Origin of the sequence: Streptomyces sp. NPDC047022, assembly GCF_040644155.1 — a bacterium.
Lineage (GTDB): Bacteria > Actinomycetota > Actinomycetes > Streptomycetales > Streptomycetaceae > Streptomyces.
This window is the reverse complement of record NZ_JBEYVV010000022.1, coordinates 23,071-49,903: the sequence shown is the minus strand read 5'-3', so window position 1 is coordinate 49,903 and position 26,833 is coordinate 23,071. Positions and strand designations below refer to the sequence as shown.

Sequence of the window (26,833 nt, the reverse complement as noted above, 5' to 3'; positions counted from 1 at the left end):
TCGTACCGGCGCCCTCCCACGTCGCACCGAACGACTGGCGGGTCCCGCTGTGGACACAGCGGCAGGAGCAACTCCGCGCCCAGTACGACCAGCGCCTGGCAGACGGGCAGGCCGGGCAGGCCGGGCAGGCCGGGCAGGCCGGGCAACAGGACACCCAGGCCTCGAACGCGGGAACCGTGGGAGGCACTCAGGGCCGGAGCGACGGGGCTGCCGGAACCGGCGCGCAGGGCGCGGCGGACGACGAGCGTGTGACCGGCTCCGGCTCCGGGACCGGCACGGGCACCGACACAGGGACCGGCACCGCGACGGGCACCGGCACACAGAACTCCTCCGAGGCCGCGACCGAGCGCCGGTACGCGCTTGCCGGCGGACGTGAGGCGTTCGACGACGCCTTCAAGGCCTGGTTGCATGGGACGGTCACGGCGCACAAGACCGCGGTCCCCTTCGAGATGACCCCGGAGCTCGCTCAGGATGTCCGGGCTCACGAAGGGGCCCGCTTCTTCCAAGGGCTGGGTGAGGCGATCGACGCCGCCTTCCCGGCCGACGTCACCGACCCCGGCGAGCTGACGACGAGGGGGGACGAGCTCGAGGGCCGACTGGGGGAGATGGCCGGCGCACTGCCGGCCCGGTTCGACCAGCGTGTCGTCTACGCGTTCCAGCGGCAGCGTCTGGAGCAGGACTTCGACTGGCTGGCGGGGGCCTTCCACAGGAGCCTGGACGACGACGGCCGGGCGCTGCTCCAGGCCTTCGGGGCACTGGGCGCAAGGGTGTCCGAGCGCGGGCTCGGCGTGGTGCGGAGCCAGGCGTACAAGGAGCTGGACGACGCGTACGAGGACCTCTCCGGGGCAGCGGACTCCTCCGAGCGCACGTCCGACGGACCCGCGGACCTGCTGACCCGGTGGAGTCCGCGGTTCGACGCGGTGGTCGGGACACTGCCGGCGAAGCTGGCGGCTCAGGCTGCCCGCGAGAAGGCGGTGGACACCGCTGTCAAGGACGCCGAAGGCATCGTGAAGTCGTGGGAGGCTCAGCCGCCGACGAGCGAGGCGTTCCGGAGCAGGTTCGCCATCCCCGACGGCGAGGTGCGCCCCGAGTGGGCGCGCACGGTGGCGGCCGGGGTCGCCTACGCGGTCAACGCACGGTTCGGTGAGGTTGTCGAGGGCACGAAGCCGCTGAGCACCCGGTTGCGGGACTGGGAGCAGATCCACGAGGAGGTGACCGGGGGCGACCGGATCAACCTCTGGCTCCTGCGTCAGTACGCACGTGAGGGCGCCTTGGACACGGCGAACGAGATCTTCCAGCAGAAGCTCGCCGCGTGGAAGGAGGCCAATCCCGCCGTTCGGCTGTCCGGCCAGGATGTGGAGCGGATCAGGTCCGGCTGGAACGAACGGGCTCTCTCCGACTTCGAGAGGGTCTTCGGCGCGCATGCCGACACCCCGGCCGAACTCATGAGCCGGATGTGGGAGTGGGACGCTCGCCGGGCCCACCAGGCGAGCCTGCTCCCGGCACACTTCGCCTTCGAGTCGGGTGTCGCCCCGGCGCTGAAGGGTGCGGCCGACTCCTTCGACTCCCTCGGTGCGGGCGGCCGTCACGACGTCACCGTCGATGAGATCGACGAGATCGCCGACGACTTCCGCCACGACTTCATCGACGCCTACCAGGACCTGTGGGCGCCGGAGCCCCTTCCGTCGTCCTGGGCGAACCACGAATCCCTCCGCGACCACACGTTCCACGGGACGAGGGTCGATCCCGGCGGGCCAGAACACTTCCGGACCGAACCGGCCGACACCGCGGGGGCTGGTGCGGCGTCCGTCCAGTCCGATGACGTGCAGCCGGAGGGTGCCGACGCGGGTGTGCAGACGGGGCTGTCCACCGATGTCGGCAACGCGGCAGAGGCCGGTGCGGCGTCCGTCCAGTCCGGTCACGTGCAGCCGGAGGGTGCCGACGCGGGTGTGCAGACGGGCCTGCCCGCCGATGTCGGCAACCCCGTCGTGCTCGACGCGCCGCGTGCTCCGGTCCAGGTCCGCCCGGTGCCGGGGGCAGCGGACGTGGTCCGGGACTGGAAGAAGATCTCGGCCGTTTTCGGGAAGCGGCGCTCCAGCGCGCTGCAGGCCGTCGACGACGCGGCGCTGCGACTTCACCACGACCCCAGTGCCGAGAACGTGAACCGCCTGCTGGCGGCGGCCAACACGTGGCAGGCGGGCAAGACGCCGGCGAGCAGCCGCTGGCCTGCCGTCGCCCGGCTTGTCACGGCCGTCCGGCTGCCAGGGATGCCGGCCGAGGAGCGGGCCCGGGAACTGACGCTGCTGCCGCCCGACCAACTGGAGGCGCTGGCCTCCGACAAGGGGCTGATCACCAGCCTGCGCAACCACCTGTCGCCCGCGGACTTCGCCGACACGGCCGCACAACTCCTGATACGGGTGCCCGAGGAGGTCGAGCAGCCGATCTCGGCTCGGCTGGAGCTGCAGCGCTGGATCGCCCCCATGCTGGCCGACCCCGAGGTTGCCGCGCGCCTGCTGACCGGGGGCTCCCGAGTGACCGTGATCCCCCGGGACGTCTCGTTGACGGCGGTCGGGCCGTTCGCCGGTCTGCGGGGCGTCCGCGCGGAGGACGGACGGGACTACTACACCATGCGCGGCGTCGAGTCCGGGGGCTCCACCGCCGTCAACGAGGAGAACCTGCTGGGCGGGTTCACCGGGGTCACGTACGGATACCACCCGGACGGCTACTCCAACGCCACCCACGAGTTCGCCCATGCCATCCACACGCGTGGCGTGAGCGAGTCCGATCGCGCGCTCATCGCGAGTGCCTACCAGGCCAAGGTGAGGGAAGGCGAGGCCGCGCACTGGCCGGACGGTCCACTGCACGACCCGTCAGGCATCCGTCCCGATCCCAACTACTCCTCCACCAACGAGTTCGAGTACTTCGCCCAACTCACCAACGCCTACTTGGGCACGAACACCGGAATCAGCCCCGAAACCGGGGTACCCAAGAACAACGGCGCGGACTGGGTACGGCAGCACGAGCCCACCATGCTGCCCCTGCTGGAGCGGCTCTACGGCCCGCCGCAGTGGAAGGGGAGCCGAGCCAACCCGATCGTCGAGACGGTGGCCGAGAACGAGACCTGGGCGGGCTTCCGGGCGCTGTGGGACCGGGCCGATCAGGAGGTGCGGCCGCAGCCCCACGCCCCGATGCCCACAGGCCTGCCGCCGGGTACAGCGGACGTGATCCGGGACTGGGAGCGGAACTCGGCCGTGTTCGGGAAGCGGCGCTCCGACGCGCTGCGGGCCATTGACGACGCGGTGCGGCAACTGCGCCGTGACCCCGCTGCCGAGAACCTGGACCGGGTGCTGAAGGCGGTGTGGGCGTGGCAGGCGGGCAAGACGCCGGAGAGCAGCCGCTGGCACGCGGTCACCCGGCTCATGACAGCCGTCCGGGAATGGCGCTACGCGACCCGTCAGGTCCGCGTGGACGGCGAGACACCCGGGCAGCGCGCCGACCGGGAAGCAGCCGACCTCGCCGGCCGACTGCCGGAATGGCAGACCTCCGCCCAGGGCACGGCGTCCCTCGCCGGCAACCACGACGGCATCCAGGTACCGGACGGCCTGATCCGGGCCGTACGGACACTGTCGGGCGCCGAGAACCTTCCGCAGGTTCCGCCCGGCCACGAGTCGGAGGTGGGCGCGGGAAGCTGGGCGGCCAGGCACGCCGCGGCGCGCGAATGGAGCGCCGGAGCCCATGGCTCGCCGCTCGACCGGCTGGATCCGGCCCAGGTCATCGGGCTGTACCTGCTCAGCCATAAGGAAAGCCGTCCGTTCCTTCTGTCGGGAGCCGACGAACTCTCCTTCGTCCAGGGCACCCAACTGCTGACGCCGCTGGTGCGCAACGCGATCGACCGTGCGATGGACCTCGCCCGCGCCGGTGGCGGCCTCCAGCTGCCGCCGCTGCTGCGAGACCAGCTGGAGTGGGCCGAGCAGGCGGCGGCGAACCGCGCACCCGACAGCCCCCGATTCGACGCGCTGCGGCAGCAGCTGCTCGGCCTGGCTCCACGGCTGGCCGGTACGCTCCACGCTCAGATCCCCGCCCACCTGGGGACGGCGGCGGAGGGCCTGGCGCAACTGCCGCCGGTCGACCGGACGGTGTACTACGTGACCACCGATCCGGCGGCGCGCCCGAGCACGGACGTGACCTCCGATCCGGCGGCGCGCCCGAGCACGCTCAGCGTGCCCCGGTTCCAGCGCGTCGCGTATTCCATCGAGGAGGCCCTCGCCCAGGTCGGGCACGTCCCGCTCGGCACCCCCCTGACCATCGTCGAGGTGGAGCATTCGTCGGCTCGCGACTACACCGCGCTGGCACAGGATCCCCGTGTGAGCCACGTCGGGTATGCCCAGGCGACCGAGTTCAACGTCGTACCCAGGCTCGTCGCGGAGGTGTCCACGACCGACGGCACCGTATACACCATGGTACGGGCCGTCGAGCGGCCGTCGGCTGCTTCGGAGCAAGCGCGGGAAGAGGTCGAGGCCGCCAACAGCTCAGCCCCGCCGCCCGACCTGGCCGGCATCCCCGGCGGAAGTGCGCACACCGCGGGCGGGACCGCCGCCGACCAGTCGCCCGGCGCAGACACCGCCTCCGACACCGATCCCGGCACCTCCGCCCCCTCGGGATCCTCCGTCGCGGTTCCCACTGCCCAGTCGGCCGCGACCCCGCTTTCCCCACCCACTGAGGAGCACCTCCCGTCCACCGAGGAGCACTTCCCGCCCGGTGCGCAGTACCTCACGTTCGCCCCGCCGACAGGGGGTGACAGCGGTCCGCAGATGGTTTCCCCGCACACGACGTCCCCGACGGATGTGCCCGCCGCACAGACGGCAGACGCCGGGTCGGCGCCCGACGCGCAGTACGTGCCGCTCGGAAGCGGCGCGACGCCGACGTTCCCCGCCGTGCACACGCCGAGGTTCCCCGGACTCTTCACCGGACCGGTGCGACCGCAGTACCTGCACCAGTCGGGCGAGTACGGACGGGCGGTCGCCAAGGCCCTGGCCAGCGACCCGAGGACCCGGTTCCATGTCCGCAGGGCGATCGAACGGATGGCCACGCATCTCGCGACGGAGACCGGCGCTGTTCCGGAACCCTTCGCGAGCCTGCTGCTGGGCAGGCCCGCCCCTGCGGGACTCGCACCCAAAGCGCTTGTGAAGGCCCTGCTCGACGGTGATCCGCGGGACACGGGCCCCGTGCTGATGGAAGCCCTCGAACGAGTCACGCCGTTCTACTCGGGGCAGGTGGGCCTACCGGAGCCGACCGGCATCCTGCCACGCGGTGACGCGTGGGATGCGGAGATGCGCGGCCGCGGATACCGGGGATCCGCCGACCTGACGGATGGTCAGCGACATCAGGCCCGGCAGATCGAGTCCATGCTGCGTCTCTACCAGCACCTCTCGGTCCCGAACGGCGACGTGTTCTTCTACCGCGGTGCGCTCGCCGGCTGGTACCTGTCGCGTCCCGGTGCCCTGCCGTGGGAATGGTTCCTCGACACCTCCCACCGGGCCGGTGTCCGGGATGTGCAGGTGGAACCCGAGCCCTGGCTGACGGACCTGTCCCGGGTGCACGGATGGATCGACGGCACTGTCGATCCACGTGGAGTGCTGACCGACACCCCCGACAACCAGCAACTGTCCGACGCGTTGAGCAGGCCGCCGCACGTGGCGCTGTACGCCCAGCAGACACTGCCGTTGATGAGCGGGGCGCTCACCGGCCTGGGCGATTGGGCAGATCCTCTCGTCGTCCTGGGCAGAGGACTGAGCCATCACCCGGCGACCGACGCTCCCACCACCCGGTTGTGGGCCCAGCGCCGGGAAGCCCTGCGTGAGCTCCTGCGTGACCCGGCCGCCTGGGAGGGGCTCCGGAATCTGTCGCCCGGTCACTCCATGGCGCTGACGATGGCCTCCGGCCCTGACGCCCTCTTCTTCCATCCGGAACCGCGTGCTGACGACCCGGGCGCGCTGCACCGGCTGCGTGAACAGATCCGCCGCACCGGCCGGCAGGCGGATCCGCGCGACAGATTCGCCTGGCCGTTGCTGCTGTTGCGCGACCCCGGCATCAAGGCTGCTCTCGACAGCTCCGCTCCCGCGGCCGAACTGCACGGTGCGGTGGACGCGTTCGCCGACACCGCGGACGGCCACCTGCTGGCCGAGATCCGCGGGCACCTGGCGATGGCCGAGGAGGCCCTCGACATCCTGCCGGCGAAGCCCGCGGACGGCCGACCGGTGCTGTACGCCATGATGGCCCCCGGACGGTTGTTCGAAGAGGCGACGCCGTTCCCGGCCGAGGGCCATGAGTTCAAGATCGCCGCATTCCGCCTCGGGACAACGGACCGCGCGGTCGCGATGAATCAGCTGTCGCGCCTGACGCCCCAGGCGCAGTACGCGGGTTCGCACCCGGTGCTGGTCGAGGTCGCACGGCCCCGGTCGGCCCGCGAGACCTCGGTGTTCGCCTTGGATCCGTCGGACCGTCAGGTGATCTCACCCCATGAGATGACCATGCGGGTCCTCGGCTCCGGCCGCGCGAAGGACGAGCGGACCGGTCTGTGGTACGCGCATCTCCTCGTCGACGAGAAGCAGCGGGAGACCTCGCCGATCCCCTGGGACAACGAGGTCCTGACACGGGACCTGTACACCCCCCAGGGGGCATGGTTCGGATTCTCCAGCCTGACCGCGCGCGACTTCTCCATAGCCGGCTCGGCGCTGAAACGCCTGTCGGAGGTGACCCAGCAGCGCATCAACGGCACCGCGCCCGGGATGAGTTGGCCCCTTCCAGCGGGAACGGGCGGTGGGCCCGGGTTCGCCGTCGGCGTCATGCACGGCACGCGCGATCTCGTCAGCGTGGTGGGGCGCTACGGGGAGAAGTCCCTGAGCGGCCGCCAGAGCGGTGCGGAGTCTGCCCGGCGGCTGAAGGAAGCGGGCGTGGCCGACGGCAAGCCCTTCCTCCAGTGGAGCTGCTCCAGCAACGCGCCACGTCCGGGGTTGTCGCCGGTGGCGTGGGAGATGTCCGACGAGCATCCGCCGGAGCGGGACTTCTACGCGGGGAACGTCGTACTCGGGCTTCCGGGCGGGGGCGGGGACCTCTTCGCCGATCTCATCGTGGGGTGGGGATCGCCCGACCCCGGCGTCGCGAAGGTCCAGCGGGGGAGCCGGCCGGCGCGGACGGCCGAGCCGTACCTCGCAGGCCAGGCCTCTCGCTACACCCTGGGCAGTAGTCCGCAGGGGCTCGCCACGGACTACGAAGGCGCCCTCGGCGAGCGGCTCTCCGCCGACCCGAAGTCGCTGGAGATCATGCGGCAGTTCGTCCGCGCGGCCGTCAAAGCCGGGTACGAGGCCGGCATCGACCCCGGCGACCCGGAGCTCTCTCTGGTCGCACTGGGCGACATGGTCTGGACCGCCTCGGCGGCCCGCTACCCCGGCGACGCGCGCCAGCCGGGCACCGATGCGACCGTGCAGCAACAACTGCTCGTCGGCCGCGGCATACACGTACCCCAGGGCGAGACGCCCGGGACCCTGCCGATGTACCGGCACTACCGCGACCTGAATCTTCCCCCGCAGCACTTCCCCTCCTTCGTCAGGGCGGTGTTCGGCTGGGGGCTCACCCGGCGCATTCCGCTGAGCGCGCTCTTCCTCCAGTTGAGCCGGTCCCGCATGAGCGCCGGCACCCCCTTGATCACCGCGGCCCTGGCGGGCGGCGGGACTCATCTGTACGGCCTGGCGGACTCCGCGTTCACACCGCGCGCGGGACTGACCCCGGGCGCGCTTTCGGAGAGTCTGCGCCTGCCGCACTGGCGTCTGCACACCCAGGGCATGGCTCCCGTGATGGCGGACTCCGACGGCATGCAGGTACCGGACGGCCTGATACGGGCGGTGCGGACGCTGTCGGCCTCCGAGCAGCCTCCCCCGATTCCGCTGGGCAAGGAGGCAGAAGTCGGCGCGGACACGTGGGCGACCCGGCACACCGCGGCCCGCGCATGGGGCGCCGGAACGCAGGGGTCGCCGCTGGACCGGCTGGACCCGGCCCACGTCCTCGCGCTGTACCTCCTCGGCCACGACCAGAGCCTGCCGTTCCTGCTGTCAGGAGCCGACGAACTGCCGTTCGCCGAAGGCTCCGCACGGCTGCTGCCCCTGGTGAACCAGGCGGTCGCCGAGGCGGTGAACCACCCGAACGGCGGGGACGCGGCACGGCTGCCCTTGCTCCTGCGTCAGCATCTGCGGCCGTACGTCGAGCGGCTGCTCACGTCCCCGCCAGGCAGCGCCGAATCCCACGCGGCGCACCAGGCGTTGACCGGCCAGGTGCCCCGGCTGGCCGGGAAACTTCGGATGCAGCTCCCCATCAACCTGGGGCTCGCGACGGAGGCGCTCACACAACTGCCGCCGGTCGACCGGACGATGTACTACGCGACCACCGCACCGGACGGCCGAGCGGCAGAGGGACTGCGCATGCTCAACGTGCCGCGGTTCCACCGGGTCGCGTTCACCCCCGTCGAGGCTCTCGCCCGGCTCGGTGACGTCCCGCCCGGCACGCCCCGGATCCTCGTCGAGGTGCAGCATTCGACGGCGCGCGACCACACCGCGTTCGCACACGACCCGGGCGAGAGCCACGTGCGGTACGCCGCGCCGACCGAGCTGTTCGTCACGGGGGCTATCAAGGTCACTCTGGACGACGGTTCCGTCCACGACCTGGTGCGGGTGGTCGAGGCGTCGTCCACCGGCCCCGCGGCGGAGCGTGAGCTGCTCGGCTCCGTCACCGCCCCGGCGCAGCCCTCGCGCGCAGACTTCCCCGGCTCCGTCACCTTCGCCCCCGGATCCTCCGCCACCGATACACCGGCTGCCTCCTCCACCGCGCCGAACGCCCCGGCCGCCCGCGCCGAGGGACTCGGTGCGGGCATGCCGCGGAACTGGATGGAGCGCTTTCGTCGGCCCCAGCGCCGTGAGCCGGATGCCGATCCGGACCGGCTGCTGGTCCAGTCCCTGCGTGATGGCGACGACCCGCAGGACACCACGGATCCGGAGGTCGCGGATGCGTTGAGAGGCCGGGACTGGCGCGCTCTGAGCAACGGGCAGGTCCTCGCCGTCGTCAGTGCCGAACGGCGCGGTCTGTCCTCGTACGGCGGCGACCGGGGCTTCCTCCTCGGCCAGATCGAGTACGGAGCCGGCGAGTGGGAGTGGGCGCAGCGGTATCAGGGCTACGAGGAAGAAACCCTGGCGGCGGTGCGCGACCATCTGGTCTTCGACATGCCGCTGGTCACCAACATGAAGCTCAGCCAGCCCGGTTCGACCCTCCTCAACAACCTGCTCGGCGACCCCGGTCACCTGATCCGCAACGCGTGGGAGATCAACCCGGGGAGCCAGGCATACGTCGCGCGGCGTGCTGCGGCGGAGTCCGCCATGGGGTATCCGTTCGAACATCATCGTCACACCGGCGCCGTCATCCCTCCGACGGGGGCGGAGGCCCGTCGTCTTCCCAAGTACGCCGGACTGATCTCCCCCCGGCAGCCCAAGGGCTCCGCACCGCTGTACGGCAGTGACGTCCTGGTGTGGAAGCAGGGCGTCAAGGACCGCACCACATTCACTCCCGGGGACAGCATGTCCACCGGCGCCGTCGGTGTCGGCAACATCACCGGCCTGAGCAACGTGTACGCGCTGCTCGCCAACGGTCCTGCTGTCATGGCTCGCTGGCTGTTCGCCGAGGCCACCGGTTTCGCCCATGACCCCGATATCTGGAACCTCGTCAACCAGAGGTATTTCCCTCTGAACTCCTACTACGAGGCGCAGATCCACGGTGATCTGTCCTGGCGCGACCTCGAGACCGTGGTGCTGACCCATGAGCCGCACCAGGACACCACCGCTCTCAAGAACGTCAAACGCCGGCTGAAGCGCTTCGCCCGTCACAACGGCTACGACTTCCGCGTGCAGATCCGCGCGACGACCAGCCCGACCCAAAGCCTGGTCGCTCCTGCCTCGAGTCTGGGAGCGCCGGGCAGGTCCGGCACCGCGGCCGTCGGCGCGGCGCATCCGGAGCGGCTCCATGAGACGACGCCCGGTTCGCCGGACGTGTCGACTTCTGTGATTCCGCGGGAGAGCTGGTTCCACCGGCGGGTGGACGCGCCGGTGGCGAGGTTGCGGACCGAGCGGTTCGATCCGTTTGCGGGCAGGCGCGATCCGGAGGGGGAGTCGACGTATATCCGTGCGGATGTGCGGCGTGTTCAGGCTGAGGACGGGCGGTGGGTGCGGGACTACACGCTCGCGCTGCCGGTGTCGCCGTCGCATGAGGTGCCGGCGGGGGAGCTGGGTGCGTTCCGGGAGCGGTTGCAGGGGTTGCTGGACAGTCATGTCAACACCGGTTTCCGGCTGCCGGGGTCGGGTGACCAGCTGCATGTGGGTGTGGAGTTCAGCGTTGCTTCTGGTGGTCCGGAGGCTATTGCTGTCACGGACAGCAAGGACGGTGAGCTTCCGCGGCCGTTCCAGCGTGCTTGGGACCTTCAGCATGATGATCTGTCGCTCCTGCACGAGATGCTGCACTACCTGGGGTTGCCGGACGAGTATGTGGACGACGAGTTCGTCTTCCGTGCCCGTCCGGGGTCGAGCGGTGTTCGCTCCGGGGGGCTGATGTCCGTGGACGGCATGGTCATCACGCCGCGGTATCTGCGGATCATCGAGGATGTCACCGACTCCGGTCCCGTCGTCCGCGACCACCCTCACCCCGCGTTCCTCCGCGCCACGGTCGAATCCCCCGGCGTGGACACCTGGTCGGTTGCCGGTCAGTCGCCGTCCTGGGCGAATGCCCAGGACACACCCGCGACGTCAACCGCCGTGCCCGACCAGGTCGGTGAACCGGTGACGAGCACGGTCAACGTCTCCGCACCCGGTGGGGACGACTTCCTGCACGGTCCGAGGTTCCCCGCACTGTTCACCGGGTGGCGCCGAGTGGAGTACCTGGAGCGCTCGGACGCGTACGGGCAGGCTGCCGCCGAGGCTCTGAGCAGAGACCCGCTGCCGAAGCAGCACGCTCAGAAGATGCTCGACGTGATGATCCGGATCTACACGGTCGGATCCGGCGCCGGCGTCATCACGACGCCGGAGTTCGCGAAGAAGCTGCTCGGCAAGGACTCACTGGAGGGAGTCGACTACCACGCTGCCCTGAAGGACCTGCCGAGAAGTGACAACTTCGAGACGCTGATGGAAGCCCTCGATCGATCCGTCGACTTCTGGTGGACCCAGAAGCTGGCGGAGCCGCCGAAGCAGGCCGGCGTCACACAGCGTGGTACTCGGTGGGACGCCGTGATGCGCGAGCGCGGATACCGCGGATCGTCCGACCTGACCGAGGAACAGCAGCAGCAGGCCTGGAAGATCGGGGTCACGCTGCGCATGTACAAGGGCTTGAAGCTCCCGGACGGCGACGCCTTCATGTTCCGTGACGCGTTGGCCGGATGGTTCCTGTCGCGTGAGGGCGCGTTGCCGTGGGAGTGGTTCCTGGACATCTCGCATCGGGCCGGGGTGTGGGATGAGGAGGTGGAGCCCGACCCCTGGCGGACGGACCTGTCCCGGGTGCACGGGTGGATCCACGGCACCGTGGATCCGAAGGGACGGCTGCCCGAGGGTTCGGGTCATGTGCTGGAAACCACGCTGCGCATGCCGCCACACGTGACGATGTACGCCGAGCAGATGACGAAGGACACCGGACAGCCCCTGCCATCGCTGCTGAGCAAGAGGGTCACCGGGTTGGGTGAGTGGGTCGACCCCGCTGACTACCTGGGGCAGGGGTTGAGCCATTACCCGGTGGCCGACGCTTCTGAACCCGCGTGGTGGCGGGAGCGTCGGGAGGCACTGGGCGATCTGCTGGCAGACCCGATCATGCTGGGTGTGCTGCCCCAGTTGCCGCCCGCATACTCCATGGCACTGATGCTGGCCTCCGGCCCTGACGCAAAGTTCTTCACGCCGGGGGTGCTCAAGGAGGACCCGCAGACGCCCGGAGCAGCGTTGGGCCGGCTGCGCGAACTGATCCGGAGCATCGGCGGGCAGGCGGATCCGGGCAGCCGGGCGTCGTGGCCGTTGCTCATGCTGCGCGACCCCGGCATCCGCGCGGCGATCGACTCCTCCGCCCCGAAGTCAGTGATGAGTTCGGTGGTCCGTGCGTTCGCTGCCACGGCGGACCAGGGGTTGCTGGAGGAGATCCGCGGTCATGCGGCGATGGCCGAAGAGGCACTGGACACGCTGCCGTCGAAGTCCGCGGACGGCGGACCGGTGCTGTACACGTTCATGAGCGAAGACCCGACGTCTCACGTGGCTGGGAGCGAGGGGCTGTCGTTCGACGCGTTCCACCCCGGGACGACGGACCATGCCGTGGCGTTGAAGCGGCTGGGCGACCAGGCGAAGGACGGACAGGCGGCGGGCACGTACCCCGTGCTGGTCGAGGTCACGACATCGTCGGCGCGTGAGCTGTCGATCTTCGACCGGACGCCGTCGCAGCGCCTGGCCGTCTCTCCCTCCGCGGTGAACACGGTGGTGCGTGACGCCTACACCGCGTACGACGAGGGCACCCAGCTGTGGTACCGGCATGTCGTCGTGGAAGAGCGGCCGAGACAGGCTGGCGACATCACCTGGAACAGCGATCTCCTGACCCGCAAATTGATCAACTCGGAGGGCAGGGAGTTCGGGCTTCAAAGCCACACCGCGCGGGACAACGCCCTTCGTGCACATTACGGGCATCTGCTGCGGACGAAGGGCTACCAAGTCCTCGACCACTTGAACAAGTCGCACGCCCCGCAGCAATGGCCCCTGCTGTCCGGCCCGGACACCGAGTCAGTGATCACGGTCTTCAACGCGCACGGAGATCGCAATCGGGTCAAGGGGGTCGGGCGGTTCGGCCCCAAGTTCATGAGCGGAACCCAGATCGGAATCTGGCTCGCTCCGCGACTGGAAAAGAAGGGTGTCGAGCCTGGTCCCACCCGCAGATTCCTTTTGGCGTGGATCTGCTCGGCGGCCGCCGAACGGCCTGGGGGGCTGCGCACGGTGGCGCAGCAGGTGGCCGATCCGGTGCGCCGGGACGTCTACGCGGGGAACGTGAGCGTCGGCAAGTCCCCGGTCCGGAACGACTTGGCCACGCTGTTCCCGATGTGGGGCTCACCCGAACCCAAGATCACGATGTTCACGCCGCGCGGTGGGGCCGGCCCGCGCCAGCGGACCCTGTCGGCCGAGCCGTACCTCGCCGGTCAGGCGGCAGGCTATGCGCTGCCGTACACGCGGTGGGAAACGTACGCGGAAACCTTCGAACGCTCCCTGGGCGAACGGCTCTCCGGCGACGAGAGCATGCCGGACTTCATGCGGGGTGTCGTCAAGGCGGTCAAGGCCGCCGCATACCCGGTGACGATCGATGCCGATGACCCAGAAGTCTCCCTGGCCGCATTGACCGAGGCCGTGTGGAAAGGCGCGGTGAAGAAGTACCCGCGCAGCCGGTACTCGCCGGTCCTCGAGGCGTCCGAGCAGGAACAACTCGAAGACGGGCGCGGTATCCACGTCTCCCGGGACCAACCGCGGGGCACATCGGCGATGTACTGGTTGTACCGGGATCTGGACCTGCCCAGCGACAGGTTTCCGTCGTTCGTGAAGTCAGTCTTCGCCTGGGGGCTGACCCAGGAGACTCCGATTCCCCTGAGCTCACTCCTTGTCGATCTGCACGAGTCCGGGATGAGCGGGAACCAGGCGGTGCTCACCACCGCGCTGGCCGGCAACGGGGCTCATCTGTACGGCCTGGCCGACGCCGTGTTCGCGCCGCGCAAGGGCTTGACCTCCGGCGAGGGCCTCGCAAGCGGCCTGCGCCTGCCGCACTGGCAGGTGTACGCCCGAGACACCAGGTACCTCGCGCGCGATCCCGACGAGATCCGTGTTCCGCAGGGCCTGACGGAGGCGATACGGACACTGTCGGGCTCCCAGGAACTCCCCCCGACCTCGGGCGGCAAGAACTCTGGCCTGGGCAACAGCAGTTGGGATGCCCGGCATACGGCCGTGCGTGCCTGGACCGCCCGCCATCAGCGTTCGCCGCTGGACGGCCTGGACCCGGCCCATGTGACCGCGCTGTACCTGCTCACCCACGATGCGAGCCGTCCGTTCCTGGAGGCCGACCGGCTTTCCGGCGGCCAGGGCGCGCAACTGGTGCACGGTGCGATCAGCGAGGCGGTGGCCCGGGCCGAGAACGGCAGGGCAACGCATCTGCCATTGATCCTTCGGGACCCGAACCTGCAACGGAAGCTGACGGAGCTGCGAAGGGCCGTCGATCTGGACAGCGGCGAACTCGAGGAACTACGGGAGCGAGCGCTCGGATTCGCTCCTGATGTGGCCGAGAGGCTGCGTGCGCTGGCTCCCTTCCACCGGGGGTTGGCGGCGGAGGGCTTGGCGGCACTGCCGCCGGTCGAATCCACGGTGTACTACGCGATGGTCGCGCCGGACGGCGGAACGGCCGGTGATCTGGGCAGGCTCGCTGTGCCGCAGTTCCAGCGGGTCTGGTTCGATCGCGAGGAGGCGCTGAAGTGGCTGGGGAACCTCCCGCCCCAGACCTCCCCGTCGCGTCGCATCCTCGTCGAGGTCGCGCATTCGTCGGCTCGCGACATCACCATGCTGGCGCATGATCCCGGTGAGAGCCATGTCCGTTATGCCCGGGCGACCGAGTTCGATGTCACGTCCGGACTCGCGCACGAGGCCACCGCGAGCGACGGCTCCGCCTACACCATGGTGCGTGCCGCCGAGCGGCTGCCGGCTGACCCGAACGTCGCGCGGGAGGCGGCCGAGGCCGTCATCACAGCAGCCCCGTCCGAGCCCGCCAGGGCCTCCGGCGGCAACTCGCTCGCCGAGGGCGGGACTGCTGCGGACCGATCGTCCGGCGTGGACACGGAGTCGATGGCCGACCCGCCGGCGTCCTCGCAAGGTGCCCAGGAGCAGTCCACTGCATCGACCTCCGCACCTGACACGGTCAATGAACCACCGACGGGTGGAGCCAATGCCTTTGCTCCCGGCGGGGACGACCAGGACATCGACGCCATCGGGCCGCTTCGGCCGCAGCCGTCGGCGGATTCCGGGACGGACAGTGCGGTTACGCCTCACTTCGTGCACGCTCCGCGATTCCCGGGAATGTTCACCGAGACAGCCCGGGAACGATACCTGGCGCTCTCGGACGCGTACGGCAGGGCAGCCGCCGAGGCGCTGAGCAAGGATCCTCGGCCGATGGAGCACGTTCAGTTGGTGCTCGATCAGATCATCGGGCGCTTCACCGACGCCGGCGACGTCGGCACCACGACCAAGCAAGCGTTCGTGAAGAAGGTGCTCGACAAGGACTCTCTGAGCCGCGACGACTACATTGCCGTGACCGAACTGCCGACGAGCGACAAGTTCGACGTGCTGATGGAAGCGCTTGAGCGGGCTGTGCAGTTCTACTGGGAGCAGGAGGGGTTGCCGGCTCCGGTCGGCATCGAGCCGCGGGGCGCCGAATGGGATGCCGCGATGCGCGAGCGCGGATACCGCGGCTCGGCCGATCTGACGGCTGGACAGCAGGAGCAGGCCGGGAAAATCGCTGGGATGCTGCGTGCGTTCGGGCAGCTCGAGGACTCGGGCGATGACCTGTTGATGTTCCGTGACGCGGTGGCCGGCTGGTTCCTGTCGCGTGAGGGCGCGTTGCCGTGGGAGTGGTTCCTGGACGTCTCGCACCGCGCCGGGGTCTGGGACGAGCAAGTGGAGCCCGATCCATGGCGGACGGATCTGTCCCGGGTGCACGGATGGATCCACGGCATCCTGGATCCCCGGGCGCGGTTGCCCAAGGGCTCGTCCAATGGGCTGGAGGACCTGCTGCACGTGCCTCCGCACGTGGCGATGTACGCCGAGCAGACGATGGCGGACACCGGGCAGTCCCTGCCGTCGCTGCTGAGCGATGAAGTCACCCGGTTGGGCGAGTGGGCGGATCCCGCCCGGTTCCTGGGCCAGGGGTTGAGCCCCAACCCGCTGGCCGGCGGTGTTGAGCCCCCTTCGTGGCGGGAGCGTCGACAGGCCCTGATCGCACTGTCGGCCGACCCGGGCATGCTCAAGGCCGTGCAGAAGCTGCCCCCTGCGTACTCCATGGCGCTGATGCTGGCCTCCGGCCCTGACGCGACGTTCTTCGTGCCGGCACTGCTCAAGGAGAGCCCGCAGGCACTGGACCGGCTGCGCACACAGATCCGGAGGATCGGCCGGCAGGCGGATCCGGGTGACAGGGCGTCATGGCCGTTGCTGATGCTGCGCGACCCCGGCATCCGTGCGGCGATCGGCTCTTCCGCTCCGAAGGCCGTGGTGGATCGGGCGGTCGACGCGTTCGCCGCCGCGGCGGACCAGGGGTTGCTGGGGGAGATCCGCGGTCATGCGGCGATGGCCGAAGAGGCCCTGGACACGCTGCCGTCCAAGTCCTCGGACAGCGGCCCCGTGCTCTACGCCGTGATGGACAAGGACCCGAAGTCTTATGTGACCGGGGGCAAGGGGGTGTCGTTCGAGGCGTTCCACCCCGGGACGACGGACCGTGCCGTGGCGCTGAGGCAACTGAGCGAGCAGGCGAAGGACGCACGGTCCGGGGGCAGACACCCGGTGCTGGTGGAGGTGGCCGGGTCGTCGTCGGCGCGTGAGATATCGGTCTTCGGCCGCAGTCCGTCGGAGCGCTGGGCGACCTCTCCCTCCGCGGTGACCACGGTGGTTCGTGACGCCCGTTTCGCCTACGACCACGGCGCCAAGCTGTGGCACTGGCACCTCGTTGTCGAGGAGCAGGCAGGGCCCGTCGGCGATGTCCCCTGGAACAACGAGGTGCTCACACACAGGCTCCTCAGCTCGCAGGGGCAGGAGTTCGGCATTGCGAGCTTCACCGCGCCGGACAGCGCCGGCGTCGCGAAGTTCGGGGACCTGCTGCAGCTCAAGAGCTACCACCTCTTCAACCGCCGGTCCGAGACAATCGCTGAGCGACCCTGGCCCCTGCTGCCCGGCCCGGACGACGGCAAACCCGCGTTCGTGGTTTTCGGCGCACACGGGAACCCTGATCACGTCACCGTGGTGGGGCGGTTCGGACGTAAATCCGGGAGTGGAGCCCAGGTCGGAGTCTGGCTCAACGCGTTGCTGGCGAAGACGGGCGACACGGACGTGCCGGTCTGGCTGATGGCCTGCCAGGCGGGAGCCGGACGGTCCGGGGGCCTGCTGGAGCTGGGGCAGCAGGCGGCCGACAGGGCGCAGCGGCAATTCTCCGCGGGGAATGTATACGTCGACACCTGGGCAGGTGTGAAGGACGTCCTGCACCTCGGGGGAGGCTGGGGTTCGCCCGCTCCCGAGATCGTGACGTTCAAGCCGCGCGATGGGCGTGGCCCGCTCCCGAGGGCCATTTCGGCCGAGCCGTACCTCGCCGGCCAGGCGGCGGGCTACGTGCTGCCGTACTCGCGGCTGAGGGATTCCGCGAGGGACTACGAGCGCTTCTTGGCCGACCGGCTCTCCAGCGACAAGGGGGCGTCGGCCGTGATGCGGCGTGTCGTCAAGGCGGCCAAGGCGGGCACGTACCAGGTGACGATCGATGCCGACGACCCATATGTGTCCATGGTCGAACTGGGCTCCGCCGTATGGGACGCGGCCTCGAGGACGTATCCCCGGGCGAAGGATTCGCCGGGCGTCGCCGGAACCACGGAAGAACAGCTCGCCGAATCGCGCGGCGTTCGTGTTTCCGCCGCCGGCAAGCCGAGTACGCGGGCGATGTACTGGCTGTACCGCGATCTGGACCTGCCCAGCGCCGAGTTCCCCTCGTTCGTGAAGTCGGTCTTCGCCTGGGGGCTGACCCGGGGGATTCCCCTCAGCGAACTCCTTGCCGACCTGCACGATTCCAGGATGAGCGGGAACCACGCGGTGCTCACCGCCGCGCTGGCCGGCGACGCGGCCCATCTGTACGGTCTCGCCGACGCCATGTTCGCGCCCCGTGAGGGGCTGCCCTCCGGCGGGGGCTTCGCGAACGGCCTGCGCCTGCCGCACTGGCAGGTCTACGCCCAGGACATGAAGTACCTCGGGGGCGCCCCCGACGGCATCCAGGTACCGCGCGGCCTGATGAGGGCGGTACGCAGTCTGGCGGATGCCGAGGAGCTCCCCTCGATCCCGGCAGGCAAGAGTCCGGAACTGGGCGGGGACAGCTGGCAGGTCAGGCACACCGCGGTGCGTGAGTGGAGCGCCCGCCATCAGGGTTCGCCGCTGGACGGCCTGGACCCGGCCCACGTGATCGCGCTGTACCTGCTCACCCACGATGCGAGCCGTCCGTTCCTGGAGGCCGGCCGGCTTTCCGGCGGCCAGGGCACGCAGTTGGTGCACGATGTGATCGGGGCGGGTGTCGCTCAGGTCCGCAACGGTGAGGAGCCGCGTCTGCCGTTGCTCCTGCGACATCGGGACCTGCGGCGGACGCTGACCGATCTCCGGACGATCGGCGATCCGGACAGCGGTGAGTTCCGGGAGCTGCGGGAGGAGGCGCTCGGACTGGCTCCTGACCTGGCCGACAGGCTGCGTGCGCTGGTTCCCTTTCACCGGGGGTTGGCGGCGGAGGGTCTGGCGGCATTGCCGCCGGTCGAAGACACGGTGTACTACGCGATGGTCGCGCCGCACGACGGAGCGGCCGGGGATCTGCGAGGGCTCGGCGTGCCGCAGTTCCAGCGGGTCTCGTTCGATCGTGAGGAGGCGCTGAAGTGGCTGGGGGAGCTCCCGCCGCAGACGCACCCGTCGCGTCGCATCCTCGTCGAGATCCAGCATTCGTCGGCGCGCGACCACACGGTGCTGGCGCATGATCCCGGTGAGAGCCATGTCCGGTACGCCCAGGCGACGGAGTTCGACGTCACGCCCGGGTCGGTGCGGGAGGCCACCGCGAGCGACGGCTCCGCGTACACGATGGTGCGCGCCGCCGAACGGCTGCCGGCTGACCCCACCCTCGCGCGGAAAGCGGCCGAGGCCGTCATCACGGCGGCCCCGTCCCTGCCGGCCAACGCCTCCGGCGGTAACTCGCTCACCGAGGGCGAGACTGCCTCGTACCGGTCGCTCGGCGTGGACACGGAGCCGACGGCCGGGCCGTCCGCGTTTGAGCCGGCGGCAGGGGTCGGCAATGTCGCCGCGCCCGGCGGGGACGACCTGGACACCGACGTCATCGCGTCGCTGCCGCCGCAGCCCTCGGCGGATACCGGCACGGAGGTGGACGGCCCACTGGGCCGGGAACCGGAACCGGCCCGTGATGCGAACCGTTCACTGACGGCTCAAGGCCGGGAGCTGTCGCCGGGGCTGGAGGGTGGTGCGCCCGGGACGGACGGTGCACCCGCGCTGGACTTTCTGCACGGTCCGAGGTTCCCCGGTCTGTTCACTCAGCGGGAGTATCTGGACCTTTCCGGCGAGTACGGGCGTCGGGCCGCCGAGGCCCTGCGCAATGACTCGACGCCAAGAGAGCACGTTCAAGGAGCACTCCTGCAGATGATCCGGAACTTCCGGAAAGCGGGCGGTGCCGTATGGGATTCCTTCCAGGGCAGGTTGCTCGGCAAGGACTCACCGGACGCCGGCGACTCCGTGGGATTCCTGACGGACAGCGACAGACCACCGTCTTTCGACGTGCTGATGGCCGCACTCGAACGAGGCATGAAGTTCCACTCGGAGCATGAGGGGTTGCCGGAACCGCTCGGTGTCGAACCGCGGGACGCCGAATGGAACGCGGCGATGCGCGAGCGCGGATACATCGGGTCGGATCAACTGACGGCAAGTCAGGAGGAGCAGGCCGGAAAGATCGCGCTGATGCTGCGCGGGTACGGGCGCCTCCAGGTCCGGGACGGTGATGTGTTCATGTTCCGTGACGCGTTGGCCGGCTGGTTCCTGCCGCGTGAGGGCGCGTTGCCGTGGGAGTGGTTCCTGGACGTCTCGCACCGGGCCGGGGTCTGGGACGAGCAGGTGGAGCCCGACCCGTGGCGGACGGACCTGTCCCGGGTGCACGGATGGATTCACGGCATCCTCGATCCGAAGGGACGGCTTTCCGGGGGCTCGGCTGGGTTGCTGAACGTGCTGCGCGTGCCGCCGCACGTGACGATGTACGGCGATCGGGCCCTGGGGCTGCTGCACCCGGACGTCACCGGGTCGGACGAGTGGCGCGACCCGGCCCGGTTCCTGGGGACCGGGCTGAGTGACTACCCCGTCGCCGACGGTTCCGGGGCCGCGATGCGGCAGCAGCGCCAGGACGCGCTGAGGGATCTGCTGGCAGACCCCGGCATGGGGAATGTGCTGCCACAGCTGCCGTCCGCGTACTCCATGGCGCTGATGCTGGCATCCGGTCCTGACGCGAAGTTCTTCACACCACGAGTGCTCAAGGAGGGCCCGCAGGAACTGGACCTGCTGCGCACACAGATCCGGAGGATCGGCCGAGAGGCGGACCCGCGCAGCAGGGCGTCCTGGCCGCTGTTGATGCTGCGCGACCCCGGCATCCGTGACGCGGTCGACCCCAACGCCTCGCCGGTGGTGGTGGCAGCGGCGGTCCGTGCGTTCGCCGAAGCGGCGGACAAGGATTTGCTGGACGAGATTCGCGGTCATGCGGCGATGGCCGAAGAGGCTCTGGACATACTGCCCTCGAAGCCCGCGGACAGCGGCGGCCCGGTGCTGTACACGTTGACGGGCGACAACCCGACGTCCTACGCGGCCAGGGGCAAGGAGGTGTCGTTCGAGGCGTTCCACCCGGGGACGACGGACCGTGCCGTGGCGCTGAGGCAGCTGAGTGAGCAGGCGCAGGACACACGGTCCCAGGGCAGGTACCCGGTGCTGGTGGAGGTGGCGGGGGCGTCGTCGGCGCGTGAGATATCGGTCTTCGGCCGCAGTCCGTCGGAGCGTCCGGCGACCTCTCCTTCCGCGGTGACCACGGTGGTCCGTGACGTCAGGCTCGCGTACGACGAGAACGCCAAGCTGTGGCACTGGCACCTCGTTGTCGAAGAGCAGACAGGTCCGGTGGGCGACGTCGCGTGGAACAGCGAGGTGCTGACACGCAAGATGTTCACCCCGAGGGGCCAGGAGTTCGGAGTCTCAAGCTTCACCGCGCTCGACAACTCCGAACGTTCGAATTACGCCCACCTGCCGGCGACGAAGCAGTACCGGGTCCGCGACAGCCGCGACGAGCTGAACACCCAGGAACCCTGGCCTCTGCCGTCCAGCCCGGACAGCGGCGAGCTCACGTTCGTGGTCTGGGCCGCGCACGGAGACCGTGACGGCGTCCGGGTGATGGGGCGGTACGGGCTCAAATTCGCGAGCGGTACCCAGACCGGAATCTGGCAGCACTCGCTGCTGGCGAAGCTGGGTGCGGGTTTGCCCATCCTCATGTTGTCCTGCTCGACGGGTGCCGATCGGCCCGGGGGCCTGTTCACGCCGGCGAAGCAGGCGGCGAACACGCACGGGCGCGACGTCTACGCGGCGAACGTGTCCATCGGCCACAGTCCGAGCTCGAACGACATGGTCTATCTCTTGCCGAAGTGGGGCTCGCCCGAGTCCCGGATCGTGAAGTTCCGGCCTCAGGGCGAGCGTGGTCCGCTCCCGCGAGCCATGTCGACCGAGCCGTACCTCGCCGGCCAAGCAGCGGGATACGCGCTGCCGTACCCGCGGTGGCAAGATGCCGCGGACGAGTACACACGTGGCCTGGTCGAACGTTTCTCCAGTGACGAGGAGTTGCTGGGGTTCATGCGGAGTCTCGTCAGGGCGGCCGCCGGGGCCGGCAAGGACCACGTGCGGATCGATCCCGATCAACAGGACGTGTCCCTGAACGGACTGACCGACGCCGCGTGGCACGCGGCGGTTGAGAGGTATCCGGGAAGCAAGGACACGCCAGGTTTCGGCCGATCCACGCAGGAGCGACTCGAAGACGAGCGCGGTATCCACGTTCCCCGTGACACGGTGCCGGGTACGCGGGCGATGTACTTGTGGTACCGGGACCTGGAGCGGCCCAGCGCCCAGTTCCCCTTGTTCGTGAAGGCGGTCTTCGCCTGGGGGCTGACCCGCGGGATTCCCCTCAGCGCGCTCCTCGCCGACCTGCACCGGTCCGGGATGAGCGGGAACCAGGCGGTGCTCACCGCGGCGTTGGCGGGCAACGGGGCTCATCTGTACGGTCTCACCGACGCCATGTTCGCGCCGCGCGAGGGCCTGCCTCCCGGGAGCGACGTCGCGGACCGTCTGCGCTTGCCGCACTGGCAGGCGTACACCCGGGACATGAGGTACATCGCGGACGCCCCCGACGGCATCCGGGTACCGCGGGGCCTCACGGAGGCGGTACGGACACTTTCGGACTCCGAGGAACTCCCCTCGATCCCGGCGGGCAAAGGGCCGGCGCTGGGCCAGAGCAGTTGGGCGGCCAGGCACGCCGCAGTCCGTGAGTGGAGCGCCCGCCATCAGGGTTCGCCCCTTGACGGCCTGGATCCGGCACATGTCATCGCGCTGTACCTGCTCACCCACGACGCGAGCCGTCAGTTCGCCGAGCCCGGCCAGACCGCGGGCAGCCGGCGTTTCGGACAGCGGGAGCCTGAGGTCCGGGACGCGATCGCCGGTGCGGCGGACCGGGCCGAGAACGGCCAGGAACCCGATCTGCCGCTGCTTCTGCGCTTTCCCCGCCTCCAGGGGCTGGTCAGGGAACTCGCGACCATCGACCCGGACGGCGATGAATTCGAGGTCCTGAGGGACCAGGCGCTCGGATTCACTCGCGCGCTGGACGGCAAATTGCACGAGCTGGCTCCCTTCCACCGGGGGCTCGCGGTGGAAGGCCTGGCGGCGCTGCCGCCGGTCGACGGCACGGTGTACTACGCGATGGGCGTCCCCGGCGACGGTGCCGCCGGAGAGCTGCCGACGCTCAGCGCACAGTTCCCCGTGCGGTTCAGCGTGCCGCAGCTGCACCGGGTCGCCTTCGAACCCGACGAGGCGCTCGCGTGGCTCGGGAAGCTCCCGCCCGGGACGCGCCCGATCCTCGTAGAGGTCGAGAATTCGTCGGCTCGTGACCACACCGCGCTGGCGCACGATCCCAGCGAGCCGCACGTGCGCTACGCCCACGCGGTCGAGTTCGCCGTCAAGAACATCACGTCGGCCAAGATGAGCGACGGCTCCGTCCGCGAGGTGGTGCGGGTCACCGAGTTGCCGTCGGCTGATCCGACGTACGCCCGGGAAGCGGCCGAGGCCGTCATCACCGCAGCGCCGTCCAGGCCCAACACCCGCTCCGGCGGTACCAGGCTCGGCCAGGACGAGACGGTCGCCGAACAGGCGCCCGGCTTCGACACCGCCAGTCCGTCGGCGTCCTCGGAGGGCGCCCAGGGCCGGCTTGTGGAGTCGTCCATCGGTATCGAAGGCGTCACGTCCTCCTCAACCCCCGCTGCTGCCGTCGGGGCGACATCCGCCGAGCGGGACGCGGTGGGCGCCTGGACCTCGGCCGCTGCGCCCCCCGTGCACGTGTCTGCCGAGGCCGCTGAGACCACCTACGCCCGGTCGATCGCCGAGTTCCTGAACGCTTGGCCGGTGGATGTACCCGGCCTGCTGGCCCTGTTGAGGCGGCGGGCTTCGTCCCCCGCGTTGTTCACGCCCTCTGCACTGCAGGCCCAGTACCGGCAGGCCACTGGCGTTTCCTTGATGGCCGCGGTGGACTACGCGGTGCGGCAGGATCGGCTGGCCGTCGGGGACCGTCAGGAGGTACTGCGCGGCCTCGGCCTCGTCAGCGCCTTCACCTTCGCTGACGAGCCGCTACGGCATATGGCCGTTCCCCCCGGGGACGATACGTCGTCGCTGCCCGCGGTGGTGCGGTACGCGCGTGACCTGCACCGCGCCTACTCCCGCGGAAGGCCGGACACGGCGCTGTCCCTGCTTCAGGCCCTGGACCGCGACATGCGCAAGGTGTGGGCGGTCGAAGCTGCCTGGCAACGGCGTTACGACTCGAACCTGGGTGAGGCACTGGCTGCGGCATGGCCGGCGCACGCGAACCGGATCAGCCACGCGCTGGGCCTGGTCGACGACGGCCCGGTGCCGATGGCGCAGGTCGAGGCGTGGTACCGGCAGCTGTTCGACGTGACGTTCGAGCACGACCAGCACGGTACGGTCGCTGTCACTGCCGAGCACCCCGAAAGCGGCTGCCACCTGCGTGCGCACCTGTGGGCGATCCAGCTGATGCGCTGGGGAGCCCTGCCGCGGAAGGTGTTCGCGGCGATGGACGACGATCCAAGACTCCTGTCCTTCAGGACGAGCATGGCTCAGGGCGCCACCTTGAGCGAACCCCGTCAGGTGGAGTGGTCGTTCCACGTGGCGCCGGTGGTCAACGCGCGCCTCGCCGATGGGTCCGTAGCGCCGATGGTGCTCGACCCCGCGCTGGGTCTCGGCCCGCTGACCGTGGCGCAGTGGGCGGACGCCATCGGGGTGCCGTCAGATTACGGTCCGTACTACTACCTCGAGGGCCCGCTGGCCGAGGTGCACCACCGACTGGCGGAGGACCAGCAGTGGAACCCGGACGCTTGGCACACCGCAGGGCAGATGCTGCCCAAGCGGCCCACTGTGGTGCTCACCGACGGCCACTCCCTCGGCTTCCCGGTCCCTGGGCGGCCGCACTCCGAGTCCTGGCGGGAGACCGACGCCCGCGTGCAGGGGCAAGGGGAGAAGCTGTACCGCTACCACGGCAGGGCGGTCAGACGGGAACTGGCACGGAATCTGTACAGCATCCTCAACGACGTCCATGACCCGTACTCCCGCAGCGCCTTGCTGCGTAAGCTGCGGCGCGAGGTCGACCGCTTCGCCCCCCAGCCCGGATTCCTCCTCGGGAACACCGAACTCCAGAACGCCGCGCACGCGCTGCTGACCAACAGGTACTACGGCGACTTCGCCGCGCTGTTCCCGCCACTGTTCGACTCCTCGGACGATCCTGAGTACTCGTCGCGCGACGAGGACTCGGGCCAGGAGATCCCCTCGGACGAGGAGGATGACGTCTCCTATTACGGGCACCAGGCGCCGGCGCCTGGCTACGGTTGGGGTGCGCCCGCGTCCTGGACCAGTGAGGCCGCTGAGGGGGACGAGGGCGTTGCGGCGGGCGGGTCCGCGGTCCTGGGGTCCGGCTCCTGGACGGAGTTGCGTGAGCTCGCTGAGCCGGCGGTGATCGACACCCAGCGTTTTGATCCGCGCAGGTCGTGGTCGTCCGAGCCGGGTCGGCTGGCGGGCGCGATGAGCCGGATCAGGCTGGACGCGCGGCGTTTCCAGGATGCCCGCGGGAAGTGGATCAGCGACGCGACCGTACGCGTTCATCTGGCCCCTGAGCCGGGGGTCACGGACAACGACATCCGCTTCCTGGCGGAGCGGATGACTTCCGCGGTGGAGCGGGTGATCAACGCGCCGGGCTTCGAACTGCCCGGCGGCAGCGTGTTCCATTTCAACGTGGAGTTCCTCGCGAGTCCCGCAGAGGCGCACCATGTGGTGGGAGTGCGTGGGGAGCCGGGTGCGACGACCGCGACCGATGTGCATCTGGTCGGCGCGAACGGCAGTCTGCTGACGGAGTCTCAACTGCTGCATGAGTTGCTGCACTTCGTCGGGTTGCCGGACCGTTACTTCGCGCCGGGTTTCCTCTTCCGTGACCGGCCCTGGTCCCCGGCCGTCGCCTTCGACGGTTCGCTCATGGCGGGTGAGCCGAGCGACGACGGGCCGGTGCTCAGCTCCGACGACCTGGCCGTCATCGAGAACGTGTTCCGTTCGGGACCGGAGGTCCGCGAGCTGCCGCACCCGCTCGCCGGTCGGGACCTGAGCGCGCCGTCGCTCGACGACGAGCCCGGCCGCCGGAGTGATCGGTCCGGCACGGGAATTGCACAAAGCCGGGCCTGGCTTGAAACGGATGGTTCGCGTCCGCCGGAGCCGGACTCCAGGACCGCGCCTTCCGCCACCGCGCTCGGCGGAGACGACCTCGCCATCACGTCGGCGCGGCCGCTGTCGCCGCAGTCGTCGGTGGATGCGGGGACGGAGGCGGATGACCCGCTGGGGCAGGATCCGGAGCTGGTCGACGAGGTGAATCGTGTCCTGGCGACCCGTCCTGCTTGGGCCGGCGGTGAGGTGGACGCGAAGCGCGTTGCTGATAAGCACCGCCAGTTGCCGGAGAACTGGCGGAATGTCCGGGTGCCGCCCCTGATGAAGGACCGGGCCAAGGGCGTCGCGAACCTGCTCATGGGCTGGAAGCTGCCGTCCGGGTTGAAGGGTGGCGCGCCCGGGACGGACGGTGCGGTCACGCCGGTCACCTTCGCCCCGGGATCGTCCGCCACCGATGCGGCGACGGCCTCCTCCGTCACACCGGACGCCTCGGCCCAGCGCTCCTTCGACCTCACCGCGCCGATGCCGCACCGGTTCTACAACGACGACCGGGACTACTGGAACGGTATCGCGCGCGATTTTGAGAAGGCCCTCGGCCAGATCCTGGCGGCCGACCCGAAGGCGAAATTGCAGCTCGGCGTCCAACTGCTGGTCGACCGCCTTCCCGGCAAGATCGCGCACCAGCGCATCTTCGGGCCCCAGGACCCGCACACTTACGACGCCGCAATGCGCCAACTGCTCGATCCGATGCTCGACCCGAAGAACTCGTTGGTGCAGGGGACTCTTCTGAGCGCGTTGACGATGGCTGCGGAGGTCTACACGGCGTTTCGGCAGCTTCCGGTAGCTGTCGACCATCCGGACCTGGACAGCAGACTGGCGGAGCTGGGGCATCCCGTCGTCCAGAGCCAGGTGAACAGGGACGATGTGCGAGGCGTCGAGACGATGCTCCGCGCGCTCCA

The 26,833-nt window shown here is 69.9% G+C and carries 1 protein-coding gene (cut by both window edges); it reads left to right on the top strand.

Every position in this 26,833-nt window falls within one protein-coding gene, locus tag ABZ845_RS21780, for a protein-glutamine glutaminase family protein, read on the top strand. The gene is 52,710 nt long; 6,487 of those nucleotides lie to the left of the window and 19,390 to its right, leaving coding positions 6,488–33,320 in view (codon 2,163, partial, through codon 11,107, partial); the first complete codon in view begins at window position 3. The start codon and the stop codon both lie outside this window.